A 26,331-nucleotide genomic window follows, 5' to 3' on the forward strand; every position below is an offset into this window, starting at 1 on the left:
CCCACATCACATCGTCATCACAAAGACGGAACTTCGGCCTGGAACACAGCTCACTCGCTGTAACGTCGATTGGGTGCGTACCGAACGAAAGCTGACTCGTCTGGACCGGGTCTTCGCCCGGCTGGACCGTGAGCCGGAACGACCGGCCCACATCGACGTGCCCAGGATGAGCCGGCACCGAGTGGTCCTCTTCGCGTCCACGCTCGCCTTCTACGCGGCCATCGTGTGGGCCGTCGTGATCACCTCGTGGCTGGTCCGGCTCGACTGGCAGGTCATGTTCTTCAGGCCGTACCAGCAGTGGCCGGAGATCCACGCGTTCCTCGACTACTACGTGGTGCTGGGCCAGCGCGGCCCCACCGCCGTGATGATCGCGGCCTGGCTGGGCTGGCGCTCCTGGCGGCAGCACACGCTGCGCCCGCTGCTCACGCTGGGCGCCTCGCTGCTGCTCCTGAACCTCACGGTCGGCGCGGCCAAGATCAGCATGGGCCGCCTCGGTCCGCACTACGCGACCAGCGTCGGCTCGAACGAGATGTGGCTGGGCGGCGACATATTTCCTTCGGGTCACACCGCCAACGCCGTCGTGACCTGGGGCATCCTGGCCTATCTGGCCTCGACGCCGGGCGCCCGCCGCTGGCTGTCGGCCTTCTCCGCCGTGGTCTCCCTCGGCGTCGGCCTGACCACCGTGTACCTCGGTACGCACTGGCTGAGCGACGTGGTGCTCGGCTGGGTCGCGGGACTGCTGATCCTGCTGGCGCTGCCCTGGTTCGAGCCGCTGATCGCGCGTGCCGAGACCGGCATCTTCGACCTGCGTGACGCCTGGCGCGACCGCCGGCGTGGCGCGGCTCCGGCCGAGGTGCCCGTGCCCCTCACCCCGATCGGCGGCTCCGCCGGTGAGCAGGAGCCGGTGGTGCGTGAGCCGGTGGCCGCGTCACGGCCGCCCCGGCCGCCGGGGCATCTGGCCCCCGGGCCGCATCTGAGCCGTTCGGAGCGCACGCCGGTGACACCGCTCGGCAGCCGTCGGCCGCCGCAGGCGGACCGGGTGACACGCGGGACGGCGTCCGCGCGGCCCCTCGCGGGGGGCTGAGCGGGGGAACGCGGCGGGGCCGGTACGCACACACCGATGCCTCGCACGCTTGAACCCGCGGGTAGGTGGGAGCCGGCCGCGCAGTTTCCCGCGCCCCTGGGGAGTCACCGGACCGCGCGCTTGAATCTGCGGGTGAGTCAGCGCCGAGCGCGCAGTTCCCCGCGCCCCTGACGGGGCATAGCCCCGTTCTTCAGGGGCGCGGGGAACTGCGCGGCCGGCATCCACGGCCCGCACCTGCTCCACCCCGCCCCGGCTCGCCCCGGAACCGTTCACCCCTTCCAGCAGCGCGTGACCCGGCCGTCCTGCGCGACCTCGAAGTTCAGCCGCCCCGACAGGTACTCCATCGTGATGATCGCGCCCGGCGGCAACGACCGCACGGTCGACCAGCCGCGCGCACGAGCCTGCCGCTCCGCGCCCCCGGCATCGAGGCCGACGTACGCGTCCGGGGTGTCGGAGGGCTCCGCAGGCGGAGTGGGAATCGGTGCCATGCCGCCACGTTAAGCGCCCCCACGCGGACGCGGAACCCCGGCCCCGCCACCAACAGTCACCGGTCCCCCTCCGGTCACGCTTCTGTCACAGGACAACGACACTCGTTCCGGCCGCGCCGACATCGGCGGTCACGCATCGGGCCGTCACACGAACGGGCGGTTCCCCACGTTTTCCGCCTGCCTTCGCGCGTAATTCCGCGGCGCACGGGACTATCCCCGAAGCGGCCCCGAATACCCCTGCCGAAAGCGGGTAACCGGACCGGTTTCCCTGCCTTTACTTTTCGATTACGGGGCGCCGCAGGGAAGTTGGGCCGCCACAGGAAATACATGGTTCGAGCACAGAACCCGCGTACGCCCCCTGTCGAAGCGCGGTGCCCGCGAGCATCATGGCGTGTGCTTCAGGAGGCCCGGGACGCGACGAGCGAGGGGGCGGCGATGGGGACGGACACCGCACAGGCGGCGCTACGGCCCGTACCGGTGAAGCGGCCGGGACGGCTGGTCGTGGACTGGCTGACCACCACCGACCACAAGAAGATCGGCCACCTCTACCTCATCACCTCGTTCGCCTTCTTCCTGATCGGCGGTCTGATGGCGCTGCTGATGCGGGCCGAGCTGGCACGGCCCGGTACGCAGATCATCGGCAACAACACGTTCAACCAGATGTTCACGATGCACGGCACGATCATGCTGCTGCTCTTCGCGACGCCGACCTTCGCCGGTTTCGCCAACGAGATCATGCCGCTGCAGATCGGCGCGCCCGACGTCGCCTTCCCCCGGCTGAACATGCTGTCGTACTGGCTGTTCCTCTTCGGCGGGCTGATCGTGCTGGGCTCGCTGCTGGTGCCCGGGGGCCCCGCGAACTTCGGCTGGTTCGCGTACGCGCCGCTGAACAGCATGGAGCGCTCGCCCGGGATCGGCGCCGACATGTGGATCATGGGGCTCGCGCTGGCCGGCTTCGGCACGATCCTCGGCGCGGTGAACTTCCTGACGACGATCATCGGGATGCGCGCCCCGGGCATGACGATGTTCCGGATGCCGATCTTCACGTGGAACACGCTGTTCACGTCGATCCTGATCCTGATGGCGTTCCCGGTGCTCGCCGCGGCGCTCCTGGTCCTTGAGGCGGACCGGCGGTTCGGCTCGCAGGTCTTCGCCTCGGCCAACGGCGGGGCGCTGCTGTGGCAGCACCTCTTCTGGTTCTTCGGGCATCCCGAGGTCTACATCATCGCGCTGCCGTTCTTCGGGATCATCACGGAGATCATCCCGGTCTTCAGCCGGAAGCCGATCTTCGGCTATCTGACGCTGGTCGGCGCCACGATGGCCATCACCGGTCTGTCCGTCGTCGTGTGGGCCCACCACATGTTCGCGACGGGCGCGGTGCTGCTGCCGTTCTTCTCGTTCGTGTCGTTCCTGATCGCGGTGCCCACCGGGGTGAAGTTCTTCAACTGGACCGGGACGATGCTGAAGGGGTCGCTGTCCTTCGAGACCCCCATGCTGTGGGCGACGGGCTTCCTGGTGTCGTTCCTGTTCGGCGGCCTCACCGGGGTCATCCTGGCCTCGCCGCCGCTGGACTTCCACGTCACGGACACGTACTTCGTGGTGGCGCACTTCCACTACGTGGTGTTCGGCACCGTCGTCTTCGCGACCTTCGCCGGCTTCTACTTCTGGTGGCCCAAGTTCACCGGCAAGATGCTCGACGAACGGCTCGGCAAGGTGCACTTCTGGACGCTCTTCGTGGGCTTCCACACCACGTTCCTGGTGCAGCACTGGCTGGGCGCGGAGGGCATGCCGCGCCGCTACGCGGACTATCTGGCGGCCGACGGGTTCACCGCGCTCAACACCCTCTCCTCGATCGGCGCGTTCCTGCTGGGCATGTCGACCCTGCCGTTCCTCTACAACGTCTGGAGGACGTCCCGGTACGGCGTGCCGGTCGACGCCGACGACCCCTGGGGCTTCGGCCGCTCCCTGGAGTGGGCGACCTCGTGCCCGCCGCCGCGGCACAACTTCACCACGCTGCCCCGGATCCGTTCCGAGTCACCGGCGTTCGACCTGCACCATCCGCGGTTCGCGGCGATCACCCCGCCCCAGACCCGCTCCGGCCAGGAGGACAGCCCGCAGATCCGCTTCGGCCAGGAGCGTCCGGGAGCCGGCCCCGATGAGTACTGAGTACTGGCCCCTGGCTAAGGGCTGTCCGCGGTGACGGCCACCGAGAGGTCGTTGTCGCTCGTGTAGTACGGCCCGGCCGTCACCGGGCCGTCCGCCGTCTCCAGCGTGACCTTCGGGTACGTGAAGATGGGCTTCTTGTCGGCGATGTCGTCGAGCAGCCGCGCGATCCGTACCCGCGGCCCGCTCTCCCCCGCCGGCCGCAGCCACAGGTCCCACAACCCCGCGGGCAGCGCGCCGTAGTCCACGGTGAAGCGGAACAGCGCCCCGTCCCGGTGGACCCGGATCCTCGGCACGGGGCCCGTCCCCTCGTGGCCGGCCGACTCGGCGTACGCGTCCGGGGTGAGCGCGACCCCGTACACCTGGCCGTGGACGCCCAGTCCGTCCTGCCCTATGTGCAGTTCGCCGGCCTCGGCGTGCGGGGCACGCAGCCAGCTGCGGACGGAGAGGTTGCCGTGCTTGGTCGCGTACGGGATTCGGACGGCGACATGGCCGCGCGCGCCGCTCGGCACCCGGTCGACGAGTGAGCGCAGGTCGTTGAGCCCGGGGGTCAGGCGCTGCGGCTCGCCGTCGCCGGTCTGCGCGAAGGCGTTCCAGCGGCCCTCGGGCAGTTCGACACCGCTGGGCAGCGCGGCGCGCAGCCGGCCGTCGGCGGCCGGGGCCAGCGGCAGCCGGACCTCCCGGATCCCGTCGCGGTGGAGCAGCACGAGGTGGGTGTCACCGCTCTCGCCGGTCTCGGCCATGTCGAAGGTGAGGCCGCCCGCGGAGTCGGCGAGGCAGTCGGCGCGCAGCGCCACGTCGGCGTCCTCGTCGGTGGACGTCCGCGCGCTCTGCGGAGCCAGCGTCATCATGCGGAACGCTCCTTTCCGAATACGGTGAGTCCGGCGTCCCGCACGGCGTACGCGCCGCCGAGCAGGGCCCCTCGGGTGCGGTGCAGCGAGCCGCGCACCCGGCCGATCTTCGAGGTGCCGCCGCGCGAGACGAGACCGCTGAAGAGCGATTCGTAGCGTTCGGCGATCCGTTGCGGGTCGAAGCGCTCGGAGTCCTTGAGCGCCGCGTCCGCCATCTGCCGGCGCAGCGCGTCGTCGTTGATGAGTTCGAGCAGGCCGCCCGCGATGGCCTGGACGTTCCCGACCTGCACGAGGCGTCCGTCCACGCCGTTGTCGATGATCTCCCCCGGGCCGTGCGGGCAGTCGGTGGAGACGACGGGCAGGCCGCAGCGCATGGCCTCGACGATGGTCATGCCGAAGGATTCGAGGCTGGAGGTGACGGCGGCGATGGAGCCCTTGGCCCACTCCGGCTCGATGGGATGGGCCGCCCCCATCAGCAGTACGTGGTTGTAGAGGCCGAGCTCGTCGATGAGGTGGCGCAGTTTGTCCTTCTGCTTCCCGCTGCCGTAGATCCTCAGGCGCCAGTCGGGCCGCTCGGCGCGCACCAGGTCGAAGGCCCTGATCAGCAGGTCGTACCGCTTGACCGGGGCGAGCCGGCCGGCCGCGACGACCCATTTCCCGCTGCCGTCCGCGGGCTCGATGGCGGGCGCGGGCACCGAGTTGGGCACGGCCTCGACCCGCACCCCGGGCAGCCGCATCTTCGTGCGGTACGCGGCGGCGTCCGCCTCCGTGGTCGTGGTGACCGCGTCGAGGCGCGGGTAGGCGCCGCGCAGCTGGGTGCGCAGCCCGACGGAGTGGCTGTCGAGGGTGAGGTGTTCCTGGCCGACGCGGGCCGGGCCGGGCCTGGTGTCACGGGCCAGGTGCACGTTCAGGCCCGGCCGGGTGCCGACCACGACATCGGCGTCGGTCGTGGAGAGGTGCTCGGCGATACGGCGGTCGGTCAGGGCGCTGTACTGCTCGTAGCGGAGCTCTCCCCTCGGGAAGACCCGGGCCGGTTTCCGGTACTCGGGGTCGTCGCCCTCGTATCCGGGACTGCTCTTGCGCAGATCGACGAGGTGGCGCAGGCGTACCCGCGGGTTCCGTGCGAAGACCGGCTCGTCGCGGTGGCGGAGGACGGAGACGATCTCCACGTCGTGCTGTTCGGCCAGGGTGTTCGCGAGGTTGTACGTCGTCCGGATCGTCCCACCGATTCCGTAGGCGTTGTGAATAAGGAAAGAAATCTGCATGCGTCCCCGTATCTCCGGCTCGTCCAGCTACCAGAGGGTTAGACCGGGGTACGGCTGTGATGGTTGGGCTTGCTTATCACTCTGTTCCCGAACAGTTGCGCCATCGGTAACCGGATGAGGGAACCTTTCTGGGCCCGTGCGCATCAGGGCTTGTACGAGAGCTGCGGGACGTCGTAGCACTGGCGGTCCATGTCGCCCTGGCTCACCCACCCGCGGGCGTCCTCCCAGCGGGCCACCGACAGGCAGGTCCTGCGCGTCCTGGGCGGTTCGGGCAGACGCGCGAACCGGACCGGCAGCAGCAGCCCCTTCGCGGTGTACGGCTTCCCCGTGGCCAGGTACCGGTCGACGCACGCGCGCGTGACGCCCCTCTTCAGGCAGGAGCGGGCCGCGTCCGTGAACCACATCGCGGCGGCCCAGCCCTCCACCTGCCACTGGGAGCGGGTCTTCAGCGCCTCGGTGCCGTCCCGGAACTCCCGTACGGCCTCGTGGGCCGTGTCCTTCCCGTGGGTGTCCTGGTAGTTGCGGCTCGCGCCCGTCGCCCACAGGGTGTTGCGGCAGCGCGGGGCCTTCCGGTAGTCCTCGCGGACGGTGGACGTCCAGTTCTGCACGTTGGTGACCTTGGCGAGGACCTTCGCCCCGACGTCGTCCATCGCCTCGCACAGCCGGGCGTTGCCGTAGGTGTCGATGGCGTCGAAGACCAGGTCGGCGCCCCGCTCCTTCAGGTCGGCCGCGGCGGCCCGGAAGTTGGGCAGCGCGAAGTCGACCTGCTCGGTGACGACCCGGTACCCCTCGGCCTTCAGGCCCCGGGTGACGAGCCGGGCGTACGCGGCCGACGCGGACTGGTTGTACGAGACGACGGCCGCCGTACGGGCGCCCTGCTTCTCCTTGAAGTAGCGGTAGATCTCGGTGCCGCCGTACAGCTCGCCGTCCCAGCCGGGCTTTCCGTCGCGTGGCGCGAGGCTGCCGTAGATCCCGTAGAGGTGCGGGTAGGTGTCGTAGGCCGCGCCGATGGGCTGTCCGCCGATGTCGGGCACGCGCGCGTGGGACACCCGGGAGGCGCCCGCGTAGTCGAGGGCGGTGGTGGCGACCAGGGCCACCACCTCGTCCTCGTCGATGAGCCGGTGCACGCATTCGTTGTTGCCGACGCCGCTGCCGCCGTCGTCGCACGTACGGACCTCGACCCTGCGTCCTTCGAGGCCGCCGCGCGCGTTCAGGGCGTCGAAGTAGGCCTTCGCGCCGTCGCGCGGGCCGGTGAAGGCGTCGCCGCCGACCGGGCTGGTGGCGCTCGTGACGATGCCCACCCGGATCGGGTCCGCGGTGGCGCGGGCGGGCGTGCGGCCGGACGTGCGGTCGGGCCGGTTCTCGAAGTCGCTCTCCGGCAGGCGGCTGCCGCAGGCCGTGCCCACCAGGAGCAGCAGGAACAGCAGGCCCGCGACAGCGGGTTCAGCAGCCCGGCCCCGGCGAGGCATCGCCGCTCAGCGTGACGAGACCGCACAGCGTCTTGACCGACACCTTCCAGGTGCCGTCCTGCTCGACGGAGGTCCCGGCGGCGTCCGGCATGACCGTGGCGCCCTTCAGGGTGAGGGTGTACGTGACGTCCGCGTCGGTCGGCGAGGTGAAGGCGACCTTGCCGACCGTCGCCTCGACCTGCCCGCCGCGTTTGTCGCCGCTGAAGCCCTTCAGGACCGGGCCCATCGCGTCGCCGTTCTCCAGGACGGCCTGTTTCTCCTTCGTGGGGACGGCGGGGTCGAAGAACTTCTTCCAGTTCTCCTTGATCTCCTTCTCGGCCGCCGCCGGGTCGTCCGGCGCGCTCGCGCTCGGACCCGGCTCGGCCTTCGAGGTCCGCTCCGCGGAGGGCGAGGGCGGACTCGTGTCGTCACCGCCGCTGTCGTCGCCGCACGCCGCGAGCGTGAGGGAGGGGGCGAACAGGAGCGCCGCCACCACCAGCCCCCGGCCCGTACCCCGCCTGAGATCACTCCCGAGAACCATCTGGCCCACCACCGGGTTTCGGTCCGGGCCATGTGCGCCCGGAGCTTTCAGGGACAGCTTCCAGAAGGCATAGTGCAAGTCCTTCGGCGGACTTGGAAGACAGCCGCACACATACGGCCGGACACCTCACGTGGAGCCCCCATGCGGACTGCTCGACTGCGGAATGTGCGTCCCGTCCTCTGGGCCGGGTGGGCGGCGCTCGCCACGGGCGCGGTGCTGTGCGTCCTCGGCTGGTACGGGATCTCCGGCGAGCGGTACGCGGAACGGCAGTTGCCGTACCTCGCGTCCTGCACGGTGCCCGGCGCGGCCCTGATCGTCGCCGCGGCCGTCCTCCTCGCCCACGGCGGGAACGCGCTCGCGGCGGCCCGCGTGGAGGAGCTGTACGGGCTCCTGGTGGCGGCCGGCCCCGAGGACGCCGGCTCCGCCGACGGGACGGCCGCCGCACCCGTGGCGGTCGGCGGGGAGCTGCTGATGGTGCCGGGCGGCACGCTGTGGCACCGCGCGGACTGCCCGCTCGTCGCCGGCAGACCCGAGGCCCTGCCGGTCGACTCACGGGTCCTCGCGGGCGGAGAACTCGCCCCCTGCCCGATCTGCGAACCCACGGCCGCGGACGACGCCCCCGGCGAGTCCCCGGCTGAGTCCCCGGGTGAGTCGCCGGACGATTCTCCCGGCGCCTTCCCGGACGGCCCGGCGCCCGGGGCGGCGACCGGCTGATGTCGTCACTGACGTACGACCTCACGCTCGCCGGGCTCTCGGTGGGCAGCGCCGCCGCGCTCACCGGGATCGGGCTGGTCGTCACGCACCGGGCGACCGGCGTGCTCAACTTCGCGCACGGCGCGATCGCGATGGTGTGCGCCTGTCTGCTGCGCCAGCTCGCCGTCGAGTGGGACTGGCCGCTCGCTCTCGCCGCGCCGCTCACCCTGCTCGTGGTGGCCCCGGCGATCGGGGTGGCGCTGGAACGATTCGTCTTCCGCCCCCTGGCCGTCCTGGGCGGCGATCCCGCGCAGACCCTCGTCGCGTCCATCGGCGTGTTCGTGCTGCTCGTCGGCGGGGCGGCGCTCGTCTGGGGCCCGGGCGCGCGCTCGGACGCGCCGGCGCTGGTCTCCGCGGACCCCTGGGGCCAGTTGGCGGTGACGCTCGTGCTGGCCGCGGGCGTGGGGGCGGTGATCCGCTGGACCCGCTTCGGCCGGGAACTGCGGGCCGTCGTCGACGACCGCCCGCTCGCCGCGCTGACCGGTGTCGACGCGGACCGGGTGGCGGCGGCGGGCTGGGCGTTCGGCTCGTTCACGGCGGGCCTGACGGGGGTGCTGCTGGCGCCGTACGTACGCCTGGACCCGTACGGCATGCCCCTGCTGGTGATGGAGGTGGTGGCGGTCGCGGTGGCCGCCCGGATGCGGAGTCTGCCGGTGGCGGTGCTGGTGGCGCTGGCCATCGGCGTCGCCCAGAGCCAGCTGACCCGGCTGCACCCCGGGGGCCACCTCGAACCCCTCCTCCAGGCGGTCGGCGCGAACCTCTTCGTCGTCGCCCTCCTGGTCGCCGCCCTGGTGCTGCCGGGGGTCGGCGCCCGGGACGCGCTCCCGCGCACGGCGACGGCGCGCGTGCCGACCCCGCCGGGCGTGTGGATCGTCGCCGTGGTCCTGTTCCTCCTCCCCCTGGGCTTCGCGGGCCCGGACCTGCACACGGCCGTCCAGGTACCGGCGCTGGGCGTCGTCCTGCTCTCCCTGGTCGTGGTCACGGGCCGCGGCGGCCAGATCTCCCTCGGCCAGGCCGCGTACGCGGGTCTGGGCGCCCTCTTCACGGCGCTGCTGGCGGCGGGCCGCTTCCCGGGCCTGCCCGAACTCCCGGAATGGGTGGCGCTCATGACCGCCGTGCTGCTGGTCGCGCCCCTGGGCCTGCTGACCGGCCGGCCCGCCATCGGCCGCCACGGGCTCGCCCTCGCCCTGGCGACGTTCGCGGTGGGCGTCGGCGTCAGCCGCTTCGTCCTCACCCAGCCGTACGCGACCTCGGGCCTTGCCCTGGGCCGCCCGGCGGGCTTCGAGGGCGACCGCGCTTACTACGTACTGGAACTCCTGCTGCTCACGGGCGCTCTGCTGGCCGTCCGCGCGCTGCGCCGGGGCCGTATCGGCCGGGCCCTGGCCGCGATGCGGGACCACGAGGCGGGCGCGTCGGCGGCGGGCGTCCGCGTCCCGCGCCTCAAACTGACGGCCTTCGTGGCGGGCGCGGCGCTGGCCGCGCTGGGCGGCGGGATGCTCGGCATGGGGGTACGCGCCTTCGACCCGGCGGCGTACGACCCGGTCCGCGGGCTGCTGTGGTTCGCCGCGATCGTGGTGCTCGGCGCGGACAGCGTCCTGGGTGCCCTGCTCGCGGCGGCCCTCCTGGTCGGCCTGGACGCGGGCACCCGCGGCGGGGTGGCGGCGGCCACGATCGGCGTCCTGGCGGTCCTGGTGGGCCGCTTCCCGGGCGGCCCGTACGAGGCCCTGCACACGACTGCGAAAGCCCTACGCCTGAGCCCGCGCCGAAGGGCGACGCTGACCCCGCTGGGGGTGGGGGCGAGGCGGGCGATACGGGCGATACGGACGAGGGAGGCGGGCGGGCTTCGGGCGGAGGGCGCGGGCGGGCCCGGTATCGACGAGCCCAGTGCGTGGCGGTCGTCCGGCTCGGCTGAGCCGACCGGGCCGGTTCAGGGTGAGCGCCGTGCAGCGGTTTCCCGTCCCGGGGCCGGTCCCAGGGACGGCGTCGTGGCGGGGCGGGGCGGTCCCGACCGCGGCCGTGGTCCGCGTACGCCCCCGGTGGGCGCGGCGGCCCGGCTTCCCGTCCTGCGGGCCCGGGGCCTGCGCGTCGCCTACGACGGGTTCACCGCCTTGGACGGGGTCGACCTCGACCTCCCGCCCGGCCGGATCACCGCGGTGGTCGGGCCCAACGGCGCCGGGAAGAGCACGCTGTTCCACTGTCTCGCCGGCACCGTGCGACCCGCGTCGGGCAGGGTCGCGCTCGGGGAACGGGACATCACCCGGCTGCCCGCCCACGCGCGGACCCGGCTCGGCGTCGCCCGCACGTTCCAGCAGCCGGCCGTCTTCCCGACCCTGACCGTGGCCGAGAACGTCCGCGTGGGCGCCGAACAGGGACGCTCCGCGGACCCCGGCGCGGCGGAACGAGCCCTGCGGCTGCTCGGGCTCGACGGGGCCGTACGGACGCTGCCCGCCGCGGACCTCCCCACCGGAACCCTGCGCCGGACCGAACTCGCCCGGGCCCTCGCCTCCAGCCCCCGGGTCCTGCTGCTCGACGAACCCGCGGCCGGGCTCGACACGGCAGAGGTGACGGCACTGGCCCGCGTACTGCGCGCCCTCGCCGCCGACGGAACCACCCTCCTCGTCGTCGAGCACGACCTCGACCTGGTGGCCGACCTCGCCGACACCGTGCACGTCATGACCGCGGGCCGCGTCGTCGCCTCCGGCCCCGCCGACCACGTGCTCGAAGGGCTGGACGAGCACGCGGAGTCCGCCGTATCCGACAGGTTCGGCGGCTTCGACGGGTTCGGCGGATGAGCGCGGCCGGCATCTCGCTGCGGCACGCGCGCGTGCGGCACGGCCCGCTGGAGGCCCTGCACGGCGTGACCCTCCACGCGCCCGCCCCCGGCGTCACCGTCCTGCTCGGCCGCAACGGCTCGGGCCGTACGACCGCGCTCGGCGCCCTGGCCGGCACCCTGCCCCTGACGCACGGCTCCGTGGTCTGGGACGGCGCCGACGTCACCCGCCTGCCCGCCTACGAACGGGCCCGCCGCGGCCTGTGCCTCGTCCCGGACCGCCGCGCGGTGTTCGCCTCGCTCACGGTCCGCGAGAACCTCGAACTCGCCGCCGCCGGCCGGCCCTTCTCGTCCGCCCTCGACGTCTACCCACCGCTCGGCGCCCTGCTGCCCCGGCGAGCGGGCACGCTCTCCGGCGGCGAGCAGCGCATGCTCGCCCTCTCCCGCGCCTTGCTGGCACGCGCGCGCGTGGTCCTGGTCGACGAGCCCGCCCAGGGCATGTCCCCGACGGTCGCGGCCCGCACGTACGAGCTGCTGCGCGGCCTCGACGCCTGCGTGGTCGTGGCCGAACAGCGGCTCCCGCCCGGCCTGGGCGCCGGAACGACGATCGTGTACGAACTCCGGCGCGGCGAGGTCGTGTTCAGCGGCGAGGCGACGGAGTAGTCGATGGAGAGGAGGAAGGGGAGGGAGAGAGTGCGGGTGCGGGTGCGGCTGCGGCTGCGGCTGCGGGTGCGGCTGCGGGTGACAGTGACGGCCGCGACGACGGCGACTGCGACTGCGACTGCGACGGATCCATCAGGACCGGCGAAGCCGGCGTGACCGGCGCGGAGGGGACGCCCGAGGGGACGCCCGAGGGGACCCCGGCCACCGGCTGGGTCGGCCGCGTCGAGGGCGGCGCCGGCGGAGTCGGAACGCCCGGGCGGCGCGCCGCGGGTACGGGGGCAAGCCCTCCCCCGGCCTGGGAAGCGGGCCGCCGTCCCGGCCCCGCCCCCTTCGGAAGCCGCAGCATCGTGCCGACGTTCAGCAGCTCCGGCCGCGCCCCGACCATCTGCCGGTTGAGCTTGTAGAGCGCCTTCCACCCGCCCGCGACGCGGTACGACCGGGCGATCGACGAAAGGCTCTCCCCCGGCCTCACCACGTGCGCCCGCCCCGAGAGCCCGTACCTCTTGGAACAGACCGGCCACGCCTTCCAGCCCTGGACGCGCAGCACTTCCTCCGCGACCCTGATCTGCTCCTCGCGGGTGGCCAGATCGGCCCGCCGCGCATAGGCCAGGCCGCCGAACGCCCGCCAGGTGGGCTGCCAGAACTGCAGCCCTCCGTAGAAGCCGTTCCCGGTGTTCGCGTTCCAGCGGCCGGAGCTCTCGCACTTCGCGACGCAGCCCCACGGCCACCCGTCCTTCGCACAGGCGTACGACGCCCGGTCCTCAGGTGCCGATGGTGATGCCGCCTCCGCCTCCACGGGGGCGGCCAGGGCCAGGACCGCGACGACGACGGCCGCGTACCGCATGCGCTTGATCGACATCGGGCCACGTTAGGTGCGGGCACGACGGTGGCGGACGAGCCGCGCGGTGGGCGACGGGGGGCCCCACCCGGTCGGCCGACCGGGTGGGGCCCCCGCTCCGGCTCAGACCCTCAGACCCTCAGATCTCAAATCCTCAGATCTCAAATCCTCAGCCTCAGACCCTCAGCCGCTGGCCAGGAACGATGACATCGGGGTCCCCGCCGATGACGGTCCTGTTGGCGGCGTAGACGCGCTGCCAGGTCGTCCCGTACCGCGCCGCGATACCGCTCAGCGTGTCACCACCGCGGACGGTGTAGTCACCACGCGACGATCCCCGGCCGGTGTGCCCCGCCGATCGCTCCTGCGCCCCGGACGCCTTCGGCGGCTTGGACGACTTGGACGAGTTGGACGGTTTCGACGGCGCGGCCTTTCTGGTCGCACCCGCCGAGGACCCCGCCGGAGCGCTCCCGTACGCGCCTGCGCGGGCCGCGCAGGTGGGCCAGGCGCCCCACCCCTGCGCGCGCTGCACCTTGGCGGCGACAGCGATCTGCTGTGCCTTGGAGGCTTTGTCAGCCGTGGACGCGTAGGCGGTACCGCCGTACGCGCGCCAGGAGCCGGCGGAGAACTGGAGCCCTCCGTAGTAGCCGTTCCCGGTGTTGATGTGCCAGTTGCCGCCGCTCTCGCACTGGGCGATGCGGTCCCACACCCCGCTGTCCGCCGCGGCGGCGTTGCCGTTCGCGGCGAGCAGTCCGAGCGGGGCCAGCAGGGCCGCCCCGGCGAGAACCGCGGTCGTACGAGCCTTACGGGTGTTGTCGGCACATTCGGACATGTATTTCCCTCTCGAAGGACCCGGGGTCCCCCGAGGCGGGTCGGGACCGCCGCGTCTCGACGCGGACGTCCCGACCCGCCCCGTCCGCCGGAGGTGGTGCGGACAAGCGTGCGGCCGGCGGACGTACCCGAGCGGTGCTCGCTGCACACGGCGGAGAAATGTAGGGAGAGGGAGGCCCGATATCAACCAACTCCTTGTCATTCCAGGCCAGTTCACCGTTACCGTAGGTATCGTCGATTTTGAGTCACCCACTTCATTCGTGGATTTCCTGATTTGTCGACCCTCGACCCCGGCGATCTGTGACTCACCTCACCGGCCCAACTTCCCTGCTGATCAAGGGAGTTGGCGTGGAGTGACGGATTCCGCCGCCGGGTTCACGCTGTGCGCAGGATGGTTCGATTCCGTTCGCTCCGGGGCGTGACCCCCGCCACAGATCCTCCGTTGTCTTCTTCATGAGCCGGGACTCCATCCGGTTCACGGACCGGGAGCCCCCGGCCACAACACGCACCGCACCCGAGGAGCCCCCCGTGCCGCGCATGCTCGACGTCAGCGACGACGTACGCGCCGAGATCGGCGACGAAGAAGCCGACCGGCTGCTCGCCGGAGAGAACGCCCCGGGCAGTTACGACTGCACCTCCTGCCGCACCCAGGGCGACTCCGAACAGGAGCGCACCAGCACCGTCCTGTTCATCGGCGACGAGACGGCCGTACTCGCGTTCGCCCACGCCACCTGTCTGCCCTCGCAGGTCGTGCAGGTGACCGAGGAGCAGTTGCAGGGCGCCGTCCGGTCCATCACCGGGGACGAGCGCCCCTCCGAGGCCCTGCCCGAGCAGGCCGTCCTCGGCGTCACCAGCGGGCTCATCCTGCTCGGCGGCGAGCTGCACCCCGCGCTCGTCGTCGAACCGACCGGACGCATCGCCCGGCCGGGTACGACGGGAGGCGGCGGCGACGACTTCCTGCCGCTCCTCATCGAGCAGGGCTTCATGCCGGTCAGCCGGCTCACCGAGGTGCCGCCCGTGCTGCACGGCTGGTCCGTGCTGCTCGCGATGGGCCAGCTGCACGCGGTTCTCCAGCCCAGCAGCAGTGGCGGCTCGCCCGTCGCCTGGTGGCAGGCGCACCAGCCGCTCCAGGTCACCGACAGCTGGCGGGCCGCCGCCAACAAGCACCAGCAGGTGCTGCTGTTCGCCGCCCCGGTCGGCTCCATCGGCCGTCAGCCCCGCGAGGACCTGCTGCGCGACGCCCTCGACAAGGCCGCGGTGGGCGGCCGACTGGTGGCGAGCGCGATGCCCCTGGCCGGCACCTGACACCCCCACCCGCCCGGCCCTGCTCGGCCCGCCAGGACTGCCCGGTCCCCCGGGCCGCTCGGGCCGGGCGGGCCAGGCGGGCCAGGCGGGCCAGGCGGGCCGATGAGCCTGACCGGCAGCGCTGTGACCTGCGAAAGCGGGCCGTCGGCCGCATCCGATGGGCGGCGGGGTCGTTGGCACGTACGTGTACACCTACGACACCCCCCGCCGCCTGCCCCACTCGTCACCGCTCCCCGCCCTGCGGCCGGCCAGGGACGCCACGGGCAGTTCTTCGGCCACCCCGATCTACGACGCGCTCTACGCGGAGTACCTCAGGACCTTCCGGGCCCTGCCGGGTGACCGCCTCGGCGAGGAGGAGATGGGCTTCACGGCCTTCGGGATCGGCCCGCACGGACCGGGGCTGCTCGGCGGTGGCCCGTACCACTCGGGCTCGGCCGCCTACACCCCGACCGTGTACGGCCTGCGACAGGTCACCGGGCAGCACCAGACGGGATACGCGGCCACGCACCAGAGCCAGACGGTCACCTCCGTCCGGCAGCCGGCGGCGCTGCCGCCCGCCCCGCGCAGGGAACGCTGACGTGAGCTGACACGAACGGGAGAGGGCCCCCGCATCCCGCGGGGGCCCTCTCCCTTGTCCACGCACGCACCCCGCTCGCGCGGCGGTCGGCGGCGGCTACTTCTTCTTGCCGCGCTTCTCGCGCACCCGCACCGAGATGTGGATAGGCGTGCCCTCGAAGCCGAACTCCTCACGCAGCCTGCGCTCCACGAACCGGCGGTAGCCGTGCTCGATGAAGCCCGAGGAGAAGAGCACGAACCGCGGCGGCTTGGTGCCCGCCTGCGTACCGAAGAGGATCCGCGGCTGCTTGCCGCCCCGGATCGGGTGCGGATGGGCGGCGACCAGCTCGCCGAGGAAGGCGTTCAGGCGCCCGGTCGGGACGCGCGCCTCCCAGCCCGCCAGCGCGGCCTCGATCGCCGGGACCAGCTTCTCCATGTGGCGGCCCGTACGCGCCGAGACGTTGACCCGCGGCGCCCACGCCACCTGGAGCAGCTCGGTCTCGATCTCCCGCTCCAGGTAGTAGCGCCGCTCCTCGTCGAGGGTGTCCCACTTGTTGAAGGCCAGGACGATCGCGCGGCCCGCCTCGACGGCCATCGTCACGATGCGCTGGTCCTGGACGCTGATGTTCTCGCTGGCGTCCAGCAGGATCACCGCGACCTCCGCCTTCTCGACGGCGGCGGCGGTACGCAGCGAGGCGTAGTAGTCGGCGCCCTGCTGGAGGTGGACCCGCTTGCGGATACCGGCGGTGTCGACGAACTTCCAGGTCACCCCGCCCAGCTCGATCAGCTCGTCGACCGGGTCACGGGTGGTGCCGGCGACCTCGTTGACGACCACGCGGTCCTCGCCGGCCACCTTGTTCAGCAGCGACGACTTGCCGACGTTCGGACGGCCGATGAGGGCGATGCGGCGGGGGCCGCCGACCGCGACGCCGAAGGTCTGCGCGGGCGCCTCGGGCAGCGCCTCCAGGACGGCGTCCAGCATGTCGCCGGTGCCGCGGCCGTGCAGCGCCGAGACGGGGTGCGGCTCGCCGAGCCCCAGGGCCCAGAGGTACGAGGCGTCCGCCTCGCCGCTCAGGCCGTCGACCTTGTTGGCGCACAGCACGACGGGCTTGCCGGCCTTGCGCAGCAGCCGGACGACGGCCTCGTCGGTGTCGGTGGCACCGACCTTGGCGTCGACGACGAAGACGACCGCGTCGGCCGCCTCGATCGCGAACTCGGCCTGCGCGGCCACGGACGCGTCGATGCCGAGGACGTCCTGCTCCCAGCCGCCGGTGTCGACGAGCTTGAAGCGGCGGCCCGCCCACTCCGCGTCGTAGGTGACGCGGTCGCGGGTGACGCCCGGCTTGTCCTCGACGACGGCCTCGCGGCGGCCGATGATGCGGTTCACCAGGGTCGACTTGCCGACATTCGGCCGGCCGACGACGGCGAGGACCGGGAGCGGGCCGTGGCCCGCCTCCTCGATCGCGCCCTCGATGTCCTCGGCGTCGAAGCCCTCTTCCGCGGCGAGCTCCATGAACTCCGCGAACTCGGCATTGCCAAGCGCCCCGTGCTCGTGCTCCGAGCCGTCGGGCTGGATCTGGTCGTTCATGAAGTCCGTACCTCGTTCATCGTGGTGATCGGTGGAACCGCCTGTTTCGGGAGATCCACTACTCAAGTACTGCAAGTGTCACTCAGCGCCCGGTGAGACGCCTGGCGTTCTCCAGGTGCGCGGAGAGCTGCTTCTGGATGCGCACGGTCGCCTCGTCGAGCGCCTTGCGCGTACGCCGTCCGCTGCCGTCGCCCGCCTCGAACGGGTCGCCGAAGACGACGTCGACCCGGCTGCGCAGCGGGGGCAGCTCTTTTATCAGCCGTCCGCGCCGGTCGGTGCTGCCCAGGACGGCGACCGGCACGATCGGGGCCCCGCTGCGGACCGCGAAGTAGGAGAGCCCGGCACGCAGCGAGGCGAAGTCCCCCTCGCCGCGGGTGCCCTCGGGGAAGATCCCGAGGACGCCGCCGTCGTCCAGGACGCCCAGCGCCCGGGTGATCGCGGTGCGGTCGGCGACCGTGCGGTCCACCTTCACCTGCCCGATGGCGAGCAGGAAGGGGTCCAGCGGGCCGACGAACGCCTCTTTCTTGATCAGGAAGTGCGTGGGCCGGGGCGCCACACCCATGACCATCGGGCCGTCGATCATGTGGGAGTGGTTGACGGCGAGGATCGCCGGGCCGGTCGCCGGAACCCGCCAGGCTCCCAGGACGCGCGGCTTCCACAGCCCGTACATCAGGCCGACGCCGATACGGCGGCCGACGTCGGCCCGCCGGGCCGTCGGGGCTGTGTTCGCTGCGTTCCGGGCTTCGCTCACTTCGTGGCCCGCTTCTCCTCGACGAGGGTGACGACGCACTCGATGACCTGCTGCAGCGTGAGGTCGGAGGTGTCCACCTCGACCGCGTCGTCCGCCTTCGCGAGCGGCGAGGTCTTGCGGGTGGAGTCGGCGGTGTCCCGCTTGATGAGCGCCGCGCGGGTGGCGGCCACGTCGGCGCCCTTCAGCTCCCCGCTGCGGCGGGCGGCGCGGGCCTCCGGCGAGGCGGTGAGGAAGATCTTCAGGTCGGCGTCGGGCAGCACGGTCGTACCGATGTCCCGGCCCTCGACGACGATGCCCTGCCCGGCCGCCGAGGCGATCGAGCGCTGCAGCTCGGTGATCCGGGCGCGAACCTCGGGGACGGCGCTGACCGCGCTGACCTTCGAGGTGACCTCCTGGGTGCGGATGGCCGCCGCGACATCGGTGCCGTCGACCGTGATGGCGGGCGCCGCGGGGTCCGTACCGGACACGATGTCGGGCTTGCCTGCCGCGTCCGCGACGGAGAAGGGGTCGGCGATGTCGATGCCGTTGTTCACCATCCACCAGGTGATCGCCCGGTACTGGGCGCCCGTGTCCAGGTAGCTCAGGCCGAGCTGCGCCGCGACGGCCTTCGAGGTGCTCGACTTGCCGGTGCCGGAGGGACCGTCGATGGCGACAATCACGGCCGGGGCGGTCCGGGCGTCGGTGGATTCCACGGGTGCGGACACCTTCCTGGTACGGGGTACTGGCTGGTTCGGGCACGAGCGCGCCCCGAACAAGGTTACTGGCTCCCCGGACCCCGCCTTACGGCCCCCGCGACGAGGGCCGTACGACGCGGACAGCCTCCGGTACCACCGCGGGAGCACCGGGCCGGGTGCGTACACGGTGGCGGGCCCGGTACATACCCGGTGGCGGGCCGGGGCGGGCCGCGAACCGCTACTGCCGGATCGCCCAGCCCCGCTCGCGCAGGGCCGCCGTCAGCACCGGCGCCGCCGACGGCTGTACCAGCAGCTCCATCAGACCGACCTGCTGACCGGTCGCGTGCTCGATACGGACGTCCTCGATGTTGACGCCCGCGCGGCCCGCGTCGGCGAAGATGCGGGCCAGCTGGCCCGGCTGGTCGTCGATGAGGACGACGACGCTCTCGTACGTGGCGGGAGCGGTGCCGTGCTTGCCGGGGACGCGGATCTGGCCGGCGTTGCCGCGGCGCAGGACGTCCTCGATGCCGGTGGTGCCGGTCCGGCGCTTGGCCTCGTCGGAGGACTGGAGGGCGCGCAGGGCCTGCACGGTCTCGTCCAGGTCGGCGGAGACGTCCGCGAGGAGGTCGGCGACGGGCCCCGGGTTCGCGGAGAGGATGTCGATCCACATCCGCGGGTCGGACGCGGCGATCCGGGTCACGTCACGGATGCCCTGACCGCACAGGCGTACGGCGGCCTCCTCGGCGTTCTCCAGCCGCGCGGCGACCATGCTGGACACCAGGTGGGGCATGTGCGAGACGAGCGCGACGGCCCGGTCATGGGCGTCGGCGTCCATCACCACCGGGACCGCCCGGCAGTACGAGACGAGTTCCAGGGCGAGGTTGAGCACCTCGGTGTCGGTGTCCCGGGTCGGCGTCAGCACCCAGGGCCGCCCCTCGAAGAGGTCGGCCGTGGCGGCCAGCGGGCCCGACTTCTCGCGGCCCGACATGGGGTGCGAGCCGATGTACGCGGACAGGTCGAGGCCCAGCGACTCCAGCTCGCGGCGCGGCCCGCCCTTGACGCTGGCCACGTCCAGGTAGGCACGCGCGACGCCGTTGCGCATCGCGTCGGCGAGCGCCGCGGCCACGTGGGCGGGCGGCGCCGCGACGATCGCGAGGTCGACGGGGCCGCCGGGCTCCTCGTCCGTGCCGGCGCCGAGCGCCGCCGCGGTACGGGCCTGCCCGGGGTCGTGGTCGGCGAGGTGCACGACGACGCCCCGCCCGGTCAGGACCAGCGCGGCCGACGTCCCGATGAGGCCGGTGCCGATGACAAGTGCGGTTCTCACTGGGCGATGTCCTTGCGCAGCGCGCCCGCCGAGCCCAGGTAGACATGCGCGATGTCGGCGCGCGGCAGGTCGGACTCGATGTGCGCGAGGACCCGTACGACGCGGGGCATCGCGCCTTCGATGTCCAGTTCCTGTGCGCAGATCAGCGGAACGTCGACGATGCCGAGCTTGCGCGCCGCGGCTGCCGGGAAGTCGCTGTGCAGGTCGGGGGTGGCCGTGAACCAGATACTGATCAGCTCGTCGGCGGTCAGCCCGTTCCGCTCCAGGATGGCGGTGAGCAGCTCGCTGACCTGCTCGTCCATGTGACCGGCTTCGTCCCGCTCCAGCTGGACGGCGCCCCGGACCGCTCGTACCGCCACGGTGATGCTCCTCGTTCATGTACGGATCGGCTCTGCCGCGGCCAGCCTAGCCAGCCCTCGGCGGCCCGGCCCACGGCGCCCGCCTGCCGAGACGGCCGCCCCTTCTCGCTTCGCGCTCTCCACTCCTCGCTCTCGCTCCCCGATGTCCGCTCTCGCCCTCCAATCTCCGCCAAGTGGCTCCTGTGCGCCTCTGGACGCGGGGGCCACGGTCCGCTTCCATGGTGAGGCTGTCCGCGCCAGGCCTCGGGGGAGGCACGATGAAGCGTTCCGGACCACTTTTCACGCTCCTCGCGGGACTGCTGCTCGCCCTGTTCATGCTGTCGCTCAACGCGACGACCGGGACGCGCAGCACGACGACCGGGAGCGATGAGCCCGCCGACGCCGTGTCGGCGAGCCCGGCACCCGGGGTGACGGCCACGGTGTCGCCGACCAAGCAGTCACCGTCGCCCGGCCCGTCGAAGTCCGAACCCGGGTCCGCCGTGCCGAACGCCGACTACGCGGGCCGTACCGACGACGACTCCTCCGCGGTCGCGGTGACACTGCGCGACGGCAAGGCGGTCGCGTACTTCTGCGACGGCCGGGACCAGGAGTCGTGGCTGAGGGGCGATGTCGAGTCCGACGGCAGCATGCGTCTCACGAACAAGAAGAAGCAGGTCCTCACCGGCACCCTGGCGGGCAGGCGGATCACCGGCACGGTCGACATGGGAGCGCGGCGGTACGGCTTCACGGCCGACAAGTCCCTGAAGCCGAACGCGCTGTACCGCGCCACCGACACCGTGGCCGACACCAAGATCGACGGCGGGTGGATCGTGCTGCAGGACGACAGCCAGGTCGGCATCCTCAGGCGGGACGGCAAGGCGGGCCCCGCGCCCCGTATCGACCCGGCGACCGGCACCGTCACGGTCGACGGTAAGCAGCTCACCGCCCGCCCCGTGACTCCGTAACTCCGTGACCGCGAGATCGCGTGACCGCTGGGAGCCGACCATGACAGTGGACCCGAACGCCGCAACCCAGGGTTTTCCCGCGCCCGACCCAGCGCGCCGGGGCCCGGGGGCCGCCCGCTATCTCGTACCCGCCCTGGTCGCCGGCGCCGTCGCGGTCGGCCTCGGCGTCTACGGAAACGTGCACGACCCGGAGGGCACCGCCTTCAACCTCGCGGGCTTCAGCAGCACGAGCGCGGTGAAGTCCTGGCTGGCCACGGTCGCGGTGGGCTTCGCTGTCGTCCAGCTGGTCTCGGCACTGATGCTGTACGGGCGGCTGCCGGGCCCGAGCTGGTCGGGGGTACTGCACCGCTGGTCGGGCCGGATCGCGTTCCTGGTCGCGGTACCGGTGGCGGTGCACTGCCTGTACGCGCTGGGCTATCAGACATATGAACCGCGCGTCCTGTGGCACTCACTCCTGGGGTGCTTCTTCTTCGGCGCCTTCAGCGCCAAGATGCTGCTGCTGCGCGCGGAGCGGCTGCCCGGCTGGCTGCTGCCCGTCGTCGGCGGGCTCGTCTTCTCCGCCCTCACCGTGATCTGGCTGACCTCCGCCCTCTGGTTCTTCCGCACCTTCGGAGTGACGACATGACGAATCCCGCGACGCGGCGCACGGTGCTCGCGACGGGCGCCGCGAGCGCGGCGGGCGCGCTGCTCCTGGGCTGCAGCAAGTACGGGGACGAGAACGACGGGGGTGACACGGAGAAGCCGGCACCCGCAGGCAAGGAACTCACCGGGACCGCCGACGTCCCGGTCGGCGGCGGCAGGATCTTCAAGGAGGAGAAGGTCGTCGTCACCCAGCCGGAGAAGGGCGGCTTCAAGGCCTTCTCGGCGGTCTGCACCCACCAGGGCTGCGTCGTCGCCGACGTCTCCGACGGCACGATCAACTGCAAGTGCCACGGCAGCAGGTTCCGCGTCGCCGACGGCTCGGTGGCCGGCGGCCCCGCCCCGAAGCCGCTTCCGGCGAGGCAGATCACGGTCGAGGGCGACTCGATCAGCCTCGCCTGAGCCTCTTCGAGGCCGGGCGCGCGGGAAGGCCGGGCGCGCGGGCGGAAAATCCGGCCGCGTGGGCGGGACGGCGGCGAACCGGGCGGCTCAGGCGTCCCAGAGCGCGCCCAGCGCCGCCAGGTCACCCTGGTGCTCGACCCTGTCGGCCCACTCCGTGGGCCAGGCCTCGGCGCCGAGGTACGCCCCCGCGAAGGCACCGGCCAGACACGCGATCGAGTCCGAGTCCCCCGATGTGCAGGCGGCCCGGCGCAGGGCCGTCACCGGCTCGGCCACGAAGAGCAGGAAACTCAGCAGGCCGGTGGCGAGGGCCTCCTCGGCGATCCATCCGGCGCCGGTGGCCAGGCAGGGGTCCGTCTCGGGCGACGGCGACCGCAGGGCCTGCCGGAGCCGGTCCAGCGCCGCCAGGCACTCGTCCCAGCCGCGCGTGATGAAGTGCTCGGGCGTCGGATCCTGGGCGCGGGTCCACAGATCACCGAGCCAGCGCTCGTGGTAGCGCGTGCGGTTCTCGTACGCGTACGAGCGGAGCTGTCCGACCAGGCCGGTCGGTTCGGCGCCCTGCGCGAGCAGCCGTATCGCGTGCGCCGTGAGGTCGGAGGCGGCCAGCGCCGTCGGGTGGCCGTGCGTGAGGGCGGCCTGCAACTGGGCCGCGACCGCGCGCTGTTCGTCGCTGAGGCCCGGGGCGAGACCGAGGGGCGCCACCCGCATGTTGGCGCCGCAGCCCTTCGATCCCAGCTGGCTGGCGTCCTGCCAGGGCAGGTCCGCGCGCTCCAGCAGTGCGCAGGCCGTGAGGCAGGTGTTGCCCGGGGCGCGGTTGTTCTCCGGCGACCGGTTCCAGGCGATGAACTCCCCGCGCAGCGACTCCGCCAGTTCCCGTGGGCCGAGCAGCCCCCGGTCCATGGCGGCGCGCAGCCCTCGCGCCACCGCGAGGGTCATCTGGGTGTCGTCGGTGATGTGGGCGGGGTCCGGCAGTTCCAGTTCCCGCCAGGGTCCGTACGCGGCGAGGATCGAGGGCACGTCCTTGAACTCGGTCGGGGCGCCGAGCGCGTCCCCGAGGGCGAGCCCCGTCAACGCCCCGGTGGCGGCCTGCTTCCTGACGGTCGTGGTCATGAGGACGGTCCTTTCGAGGACGAGGACAAAGCCGAAGCCGAAGCCGCAGTTGAAACCGAGGGCGAGGAGGCCGCCGGGTCCTGCGGGCCCGGCGAGTCCTGCGGGCCCGCAGGACCCGGCGCGGGTGGTGCCGCCCGCAGCAACGGCGGATGCAACCCCGTGGCAGCCCCCGCGCGATACAGCGCGGCCGGCTTCCCCCGCCCCCCGGTCAGCCGCGCCGCCCCCGGGACCGGTTCGACGAACCCGGCCGTGGCGAGGACCTTGCGCCGGAAGTTCGGGCGGTCGAGCGCGGCCCCCCACACCGTCTCGTAGACCTGCTGCAGCTCCCCGAGGGTGAACTCCGGTGGGCAGAACGCGGTGGCGAGGCAGGTGTACTCCAGCTTCGCGCCGATCCGTTCCCGGGCGTCGGCGAGGATCCGCCCGTGGTCGAAGGCGAGCGGCCCGAGTCCGTCGTACGGCAGCCAGTGCGCGCTGGCCGCGTCTCCGCCGCCGCGCGGCTCGGGAGGGTCGGGCAGCAGTGCGGTGTACGCCACGGAGACCACCCGCATCCGGGGATCGCGCTCCGGCTCGCTGTATGTGCGCAGTTGCTCCAGGTGCAGTCCGGAGACGTCCGCCAGACCGGTCTCCTCGGCGAGTTCACGCCGGGCGGCCGTCTCGGCGGACTCGGCGGGCAGCACGAATCCCCCGGGCAGCGCCCGGCATCCCGCGTACGGCTCCTGTCCGCGCTCGATCAGCAGCACCTGGAGCGCGCCCGCCCGGACCGTGAACACCGCGAGATCGACGGTGACGGCGAAGGGCTCGAAGGCGTGCTTGTCGTAGCCCTCCATGCCCCCTCCTCGTGTGGCCTCGACGGCCGTCGGCGCACCGTGCCGGGCGACGGCCGAGGACCGGGACCACCCCCGTGGGCCCTGCTCCACCGGCCGCGCCCGGCACGGGCGTTTCCTTAATGGTCAGCAAGACTATAAATCGCGAACGGTGTCCCCACAACCCCCGGACGACGAAGCCCCGAACGCGAAGCGGCCGGCCCCGGGAGATCCCGGAACCGGCCGACGCCGTACTACGCAAGCAGCGGTGGAGCGGTGGCCTAGAGGCCGACCTCCTGCATCAGCATCCCGACCTCGGTGTTGGACAGCCGTCGCAGCCAGCCCGACTTCTGGTCGCCGAGGGCGATCGGTCCGAAGGACACGCGCACGAGCTTGTCGACCGGGAAGCCGGCCTCGGCGAGCATGCGCCGCACGATGTGCTTGCGGCCCTCGTGCAGCGTCACCTCGACCATGTAGTTCTTGCCGGTCTGCTCGACGACCCTGAAGTGGTCCGCCTTCGCGTACCCGTCCTCCAGCTGGATGCCGTCCTTGAGCTGCTTGCCCAGGTCGCGCGGGATCGGGCCCACGATGTGCGCGAGGTACACCTTCTTCACGCCGTACTTGGGGTGGGTCAGGCGGTGCGCCAGCTCACCGTGGTTGGTGAGCAGGATGAGGCCCTCGGTCTCGGTGTCGAGCCGTCCCACGTGGAAGAGCCGCGTCTCGCGGTTCGTCACGTAGTCGCCGAGGCACTGCCGGCCTTCGTTGTCCTCCATGGTGGACACGACACCGGCGGGCTTGTTGAGCACGAAGAACTGGTACGACTGGGTCGCGACCGTCAGTCCGTCGACCCTGATCTCGTCCTTCTCCGGGTCGACGCGCATGCCCTGCTCCACGACGATCTCGCCGTTGACCTCGACCCGGGACTGCTCGACCAGCTCCTCGCAGGAACGCCGCGAACCGTAGCCCGCCCGCGCGAGCACCTTCTGCAGGCGCTCGCCCTCCTGCTCGGCGCCCGGGAAGGTCTTGACCGTCTTGGCGTCGGGCTTGCCCGCGTAGCGGTCCCTGTTGCGCTCCTCGGTACGGGTCTCGTACTCACGCGAGCGCGCGTTCTCCGTACGGCCGCCGCGCTGCTGGCCCTGCTTGGGGCCGCCCTTGGCACCGCCGCGCGCGGAGCTGCCGCGCCCGGACTTCGCACCCTCGTGGGTGGCGCCGGGGCCTACGTCGTAGCGCCGCTCCTCGGGGCGGGGCTTGCTGGGGCGCTTCGGCCTGTCGTCGGAGCCCGCCGCCCCGCTCTGCTGGGAGCCGCCGACGGGCCCCCGGGAGTTGTATCCGCTGCCGGAGGTACGGGGGCCACCGCCGCCGGAGCCGCGGGATCCCCCGCCGCCACCGGAGCCACGGGAGTTACCGCCCCCGGCCCCGCGGGGGTTGCCGCCTCCACCGCCGGAGCCGCGCGAGCTTCCGCTCCCGCCGGTCCCGCGGGGGTTGCCGCGCCCGCCGCTGTTCCTGCCGCTGCCACTGCCACTGCTTCGCATCAAAGTTCCGTCGTCGTCGTGTCGTCTGCATCTGCGTCCGGCGCATCCGGATCGAACGACGGGACCCCTTCCAGCGTCTCTGCTTCGATCGCGTCCGCCTCCGGAAGGAAGGGCGCGAGCTCCGGAAGCTCGTACAGGCCGCGCAGGCCCATTCGCTCCAGGAAGTAGTTCGTCGTCCTGTACAGGATCGCACCTGTTTCGGGTTCCGCGCCCGCCTCCTGGACCAGACCCCTCTGAAGGAGGGTGCGCATCACGCCGTCACAGTTCACTCCGCGGACCGCCGAGACCCTCGATCGGCTGACCGGCTGCCGGTACGCGACGACGGCGAGCGTCTCCAGCGCCGCCTGGGTGAGACGGGCGTGCTGGCCGTCCAGGACGAAGCGCTCGACGGCCGCCGCGTACTCCGGGCGGCTGTAGAACCGCCAGCCGCCGGCGACGATCCGCAGCTCGAAGCCGCGCCTGTGGAGGCTGTACTCGTCGGCCAGCGCGCGCAGCGCGTCCGCGATCTGCCGCCTGGGCCGCTCCAGGATCTTCGCGAGGTGCTCCTCGGTGGCGGGCTCGTCCACGACCATGAGGACGGCCTCCAGGGCGGGCCGGAGGTCGAGATCCGCGACGCTGCGAGCCCCCGCGGGGGCTCCGGTGGTGTCCTCGCTCAC

At 72.5% G+C, this 26,331-nt stretch carries 25 protein-coding genes and 1 pseudogene; 10 read left to right on the forward strand and 16 right to left on the reverse strand.

From position 1 onward, the window contains the following. Positions 1–73: 73 nt before the first annotated feature. Complete coding sequence (locus tag K3769_RS07200; RefSeq protein WP_267025609.1) at positions 74–1,084, forward strand: phosphatase PAP2 family protein; 1,011 nt, start codon at positions 74–76, stop codon at positions 1,082–1,084. A gap of 269 nt (positions 1,085–1,353) precedes the next feature. Here the strand turns inward: K3769_RS07200 and K3769_RS07205 are convergent, their stop codons facing one another. Further along, positions 1,354–1,572, reverse strand: coding sequence for an I78 family peptidase inhibitor (locus tag K3769_RS07205; RefSeq protein WP_267025610.1), 219 nt, complete (start codon positions 1,570–1,572; stop codon positions 1,354–1,356). Positions 1,573–2,007: 435 nt separating this feature from the next. Here K3769_RS07205 and ctaD point away from each other — a divergent pair, with 435 nt between their 5' ends. Then, complete coding sequence (gene ctaD, locus K3769_RS07210; protein WP_267031274.1) at positions 2,008–3,738, forward strand: aa3-type cytochrome oxidase subunit I; 1,731 nt, start codon at positions 2,008–2,010, stop codon at positions 3,736–3,738. A 14-nt stretch (positions 3,739–3,752) separates the two neighbouring features. Here the strand turns inward: ctaD and K3769_RS07215 are convergent, their stop codons facing one another. The 4 genes from K3769_RS07215 to K3769_RS07230 form a co-directional block, all read right to left on the reverse strand. Then, on the reverse strand, positions 3,753–4,586 hold the full coding sequence (locus K3769_RS07215; RefSeq protein WP_372514879.1) for a hypothetical protein: 834 nt from the start codon (positions 4,584–4,586) through the stop codon (positions 3,753–3,755). After that, a complete protein-coding gene (locus K3769_RS07220; protein WP_267025611.1) occupies positions 4,583–5,851 on the reverse strand; it encodes a glycosyltransferase family 4 protein in 1,269 nt (422 codons plus the stop codon). The genes K3769_RS07215 and K3769_RS07220 overlap by 4 nt, the downstream gene beginning before the upstream one ends. A 143-nt stretch (positions 5,852–5,994) precedes the next feature. Continuing rightward, positions 5,995–7,320: an ABC transporter substrate-binding protein gene (locus K3769_RS07225; protein WP_267025612.1), complete on the reverse strand. Its 1,326-nt coding sequence runs from the start codon at positions 7,318–7,320 to the stop codon at positions 5,995–5,997. Then, the gene (locus tag K3769_RS07230) at positions 7,295–7,840 is read right to left on the reverse strand and encodes an MTB12 C-terminal domain-containing protein (protein WP_267025613.1); all 546 of its coding nucleotides are present in this window, start codon (positions 7,838–7,840) and stop codon (positions 7,295–7,297) included. The genes K3769_RS07225 and K3769_RS07230 overlap by 26 nt, the downstream gene beginning before the upstream one ends. Before the next feature lie 141 nt (positions 7,841–7,981). Here K3769_RS07230 and K3769_RS07235 point away from each other — a divergent pair, with 141 nt between their 5' ends. Genes K3769_RS07235 through K3769_RS07245 form a run of 3 tightly spaced genes read left to right on the forward strand, consistent with a single transcriptional unit; the run spans position 7,982 to position 12,026 of the window. Next, positions 7,982–8,554 (forward strand): hypothetical protein, encoded by a 573-nt coding sequence (locus K3769_RS07235; RefSeq protein WP_267025614.1) that lies wholly within the window; start codon positions 7,982–7,984, stop codon positions 8,552–8,554. Beyond that, on the forward strand, positions 8,554–11,385 hold the full coding sequence (locus tag K3769_RS07240; RefSeq protein WP_267025615.1) for a branched-chain amino acid ABC transporter permease/ATP-binding protein: 2,832 nt from the start codon (positions 8,554–8,556) through the stop codon (positions 11,383–11,385). Before K3769_RS07235 ends, K3769_RS07240 begins: the two co-directional genes overlap by 1 nt. Further along, complete coding sequence (locus K3769_RS07245; RefSeq protein WP_267025616.1) at positions 11,382–12,026, forward strand: ATP-binding cassette domain-containing protein; 645 nt, start codon at positions 11,382–11,384, stop codon at positions 12,024–12,026. The genes K3769_RS07240 and K3769_RS07245 overlap by 4 nt, the downstream gene beginning before the upstream one ends. 313 nt (positions 12,027–12,339) lie before the next feature. Here the strand turns inward: K3769_RS07245 and K3769_RS07250 are convergent. Further along, positions 12,340–12,885, reverse strand: a pseudogene (locus K3769_RS07250) (LysM peptidoglycan-binding domain-containing protein); the annotation flags it as partial. Between the two features lie 154 nt (positions 12,886–13,039). Continuing rightward, complete coding sequence (locus K3769_RS07255) at positions 13,040–13,693, reverse strand: LysM peptidoglycan-binding domain-containing protein (RefSeq protein WP_267025617.1); 654 nt, start codon at positions 13,691–13,693, stop codon at positions 13,040–13,042. A gap of 527 nt (positions 13,694–14,220) precedes the next feature. On the opposite strand from K3769_RS07255, the gene K3769_RS07260 reads away from it, so the two are divergent. Together K3769_RS07260 and K3769_RS07265 are read left to right on the forward strand one after the other, a co-directional pair. Next, positions 14,221–14,997: a DUF8842 C-terminal domain-containing protein gene (locus K3769_RS07260; RefSeq protein WP_248779883.1), complete on the forward strand. Its 777-nt coding sequence runs from the start codon at positions 14,221–14,223 to the stop codon at positions 14,995–14,997. A 184-nt stretch (positions 14,998–15,181) separates the two neighbouring features. Further along, positions 15,182–15,574, forward strand: a complete 393-nt coding sequence (locus tag K3769_RS07265) for a hypothetical protein (protein ID WP_267025618.1) — start codon at positions 15,182–15,184, stop codon at positions 15,572–15,574. A gap of 96 nt (positions 15,575–15,670) precedes the next feature. Here K3769_RS07265 and der read toward each other — a convergent pair whose 3' ends face one another. The 5 genes from der to aroH form a co-directional block, all read right to left on the reverse strand. Then, entirely contained in the window at positions 15,671–17,140 is a 1,470-nt protein-coding gene (gene der, locus K3769_RS07270; protein ID WP_267025619.1) for a ribosome biogenesis GTPase Der, read from the reverse strand. 82 nt (positions 17,141–17,222) lie between these two features. Further along, positions 17,223–17,930, reverse strand: coding sequence for a lysophospholipid acyltransferase family protein (locus tag K3769_RS07275; protein WP_267025620.1), 708 nt, complete (start codon positions 17,928–17,930; stop codon positions 17,223–17,225). Beyond that, positions 17,888–18,583, reverse strand: a complete 696-nt coding sequence (cmk, locus tag K3769_RS07280) for a (d)CMP kinase (RefSeq protein WP_267025621.1) — start codon at positions 18,581–18,583, stop codon at positions 17,888–17,890. Before cmk ends, K3769_RS07275 begins: the two co-directional genes overlap by 43 nt. A gap of 220 nt (positions 18,584–18,803) precedes the next feature. Continuing rightward, positions 18,804–19,889, reverse strand: coding sequence for a prephenate dehydrogenase (locus K3769_RS07285; protein WP_267025622.1), 1,086 nt, complete (start codon positions 19,887–19,889; stop codon positions 18,804–18,806). Then, the gene (gene aroH / locus K3769_RS07290) at positions 19,886–20,248 is read right to left on the reverse strand and encodes a chorismate mutase (protein WP_267025623.1); all 363 of its coding nucleotides are present in this window, start codon (positions 20,246–20,248) and stop codon (positions 19,886–19,888) included. The genes K3769_RS07285 and aroH overlap by 4 nt, the downstream gene beginning before the upstream one ends. A 257-nt stretch (positions 20,249–20,505) precedes the next feature. Between aroH and K3769_RS07295 the strand changes: the two genes are divergently transcribed. From K3769_RS07295 to K3769_RS07305, 3 genes are read left to right on the forward strand one after another with little or no spacing between them, the layout of a single operon-like run. Then, a complete protein-coding gene (locus K3769_RS07295) occupies positions 20,506–21,192 on the forward strand; it encodes a hypothetical protein (protein ID WP_267025624.1) in 687 nt (228 codons plus the stop codon). Positions 21,193–21,232: 40 nt separating this feature from the next. Next, complete coding sequence (locus tag K3769_RS07300) at positions 21,233–21,817, forward strand: DUF6529 family protein (RefSeq protein ID WP_267025625.1); 585 nt, start codon at positions 21,233–21,235, stop codon at positions 21,815–21,817. Next, positions 21,814–22,233, forward strand: coding sequence for a Rieske (2Fe-2S) protein (locus K3769_RS07305; RefSeq protein WP_267025626.1), 420 nt, complete (start codon positions 21,814–21,816; stop codon positions 22,231–22,233). The genes K3769_RS07300 and K3769_RS07305 overlap by 4 nt, the downstream gene beginning before the upstream one ends. Before the next feature lie 87 nt (positions 22,234–22,320). On the opposite strand, the gene K3769_RS07310 is transcribed toward K3769_RS07305, so the two are convergent. The 4 genes from K3769_RS07310 to scpB form a co-directional block, all read right to left on the reverse strand. Then, positions 22,321–23,340, reverse strand: a complete 1,020-nt coding sequence (locus K3769_RS07310; RefSeq protein WP_267025627.1) for an ADP-ribosylglycohydrolase family protein — start codon at positions 23,338–23,340, stop codon at positions 22,321–22,323. Next, a complete protein-coding gene (locus K3769_RS07315; RefSeq protein WP_267025628.1) occupies positions 23,337–24,167 on the reverse strand; it encodes an NUDIX hydrolase in 831 nt (276 codons plus the stop codon). Before K3769_RS07315 ends, K3769_RS07310 begins: the two co-directional genes overlap by 4 nt. Positions 24,168–24,424: 257 nt before the next feature. Then, positions 24,425–25,675, reverse strand: a complete 1,251-nt coding sequence (locus K3769_RS07320; protein ID WP_267025629.1) for a pseudouridine synthase — start codon at positions 25,673–25,675, stop codon at positions 24,425–24,427. Further along, positions 25,675–26,331 (reverse strand): SMC-Scp complex subunit ScpB, encoded by a 657-nt coding sequence (scpB, locus tag K3769_RS07325; protein ID WP_267025630.1) that lies wholly within the window; start codon positions 26,329–26,331, stop codon positions 25,675–25,677. The genes K3769_RS07320 and scpB overlap by 1 nt, the downstream gene beginning before the upstream one ends.

The sequence above is a fragment of the Streptomyces ortus genome (assembly GCF_026341275.1).
Classification (GTDB): Bacteria; Actinomycetota; Actinomycetes; order Streptomycetales; family Streptomycetaceae; genus Streptomyces; species Streptomyces ortus.

Coding starts and splice junctions, on each gene's coding strand:
- K3769_RS07205 (WP_267025610.1), bottom strand. CDS start 1,572: ATGGCACCGATTCCCACTCCGCCTGCGGAGCCCTCCGACACCCCGGAC.
- ctaD (WP_267031274.1), top strand. CDS start 2,008: ATGGGGACGGACACCGCACAGGCGGCGCTACGGCCCGTACCGGTGAAG.
- K3769_RS07215 (WP_372514879.1), bottom strand. CDS start 4,586: ATGATGACGCTGGCTCCGCAGAGCGCGCGGACGTCCACCGACGAGGAC.
- K3769_RS07220 (WP_267025611.1), bottom strand. CDS start 5,851: ATGCAGATTTCTTTCCTTATTCACAACGCCTACGGAATCGGTGGGACG.
- K3769_RS07225 (WP_267025612.1), bottom strand. CDS start 7,320: ATGCCTCGCCGGGGCCGGGCTGCTGAACCCGCTGTCGCGGGCCTGCTG.
- K3769_RS07230 (WP_267025613.1), bottom strand. CDS start 7,840: ATGGTTCTCGGGAGTGATCTCAGGCGGGGTACGGGCCGGGGGCTGGTG.
- K3769_RS07235 (WP_267025614.1), top strand. CDS start 7,982: ATGCGGACTGCTCGACTGCGGAATGTGCGTCCCGTCCTCTGGGCCGGG.
- K3769_RS07240 (WP_267025615.1), top strand. CDS start 8,554: ATGTCGTCACTGACGTACGACCTCACGCTCGCCGGGCTCTCGGTGGGC.
- K3769_RS07245 (WP_267025616.1), top strand. CDS start 11,382: ATGAGCGCGGCCGGCATCTCGCTGCGGCACGCGCGCGTGCGGCACGGC.
- K3769_RS07255 (WP_267025617.1), bottom strand. CDS start 13,693: ATGTCCGAATGTGCCGACAACACCCGTAAGGCTCGTACGACCGCGGTT.
- der (WP_267025619.1), bottom strand. CDS start 17,140: ATGAACGACCAGATCCAGCCCGACGGCTCGGAGCACGAGCACGGGGCG.
- K3769_RS07295 (WP_267025624.1), top strand. CDS start 20,506: ATGAAGCGTTCCGGACCACTTTTCACGCTCCTCGCGGGACTGCTGCTC.
- K3769_RS07300 (WP_267025625.1), top strand. CDS start 21,233: ATGACAGTGGACCCGAACGCCGCAACCCAGGGTTTTCCCGCGCCCGAC.
- K3769_RS07305 (WP_267025626.1), top strand. CDS start 21,814: ATGACGAATCCCGCGACGCGGCGCACGGTGCTCGCGACGGGCGCCGCG.
- K3769_RS07310 (WP_267025627.1), bottom strand. CDS start 23,340: ATGACCACGACCGTCAGGAAGCAGGCCGCCACCGGGGCGTTGACGGGG.
- K3769_RS07315 (WP_267025628.1), bottom strand. CDS start 24,167: ATGGAGGGCTACGACAAGCACGCCTTCGAGCCCTTCGCCGTCACCGTC.
- K3769_RS07320 (WP_267025629.1), bottom strand. CDS start 25,675: ATGCGAAGCAGTGGCAGTGGCAGCGGCAGGAACAGCGGCGGGCGCGGC.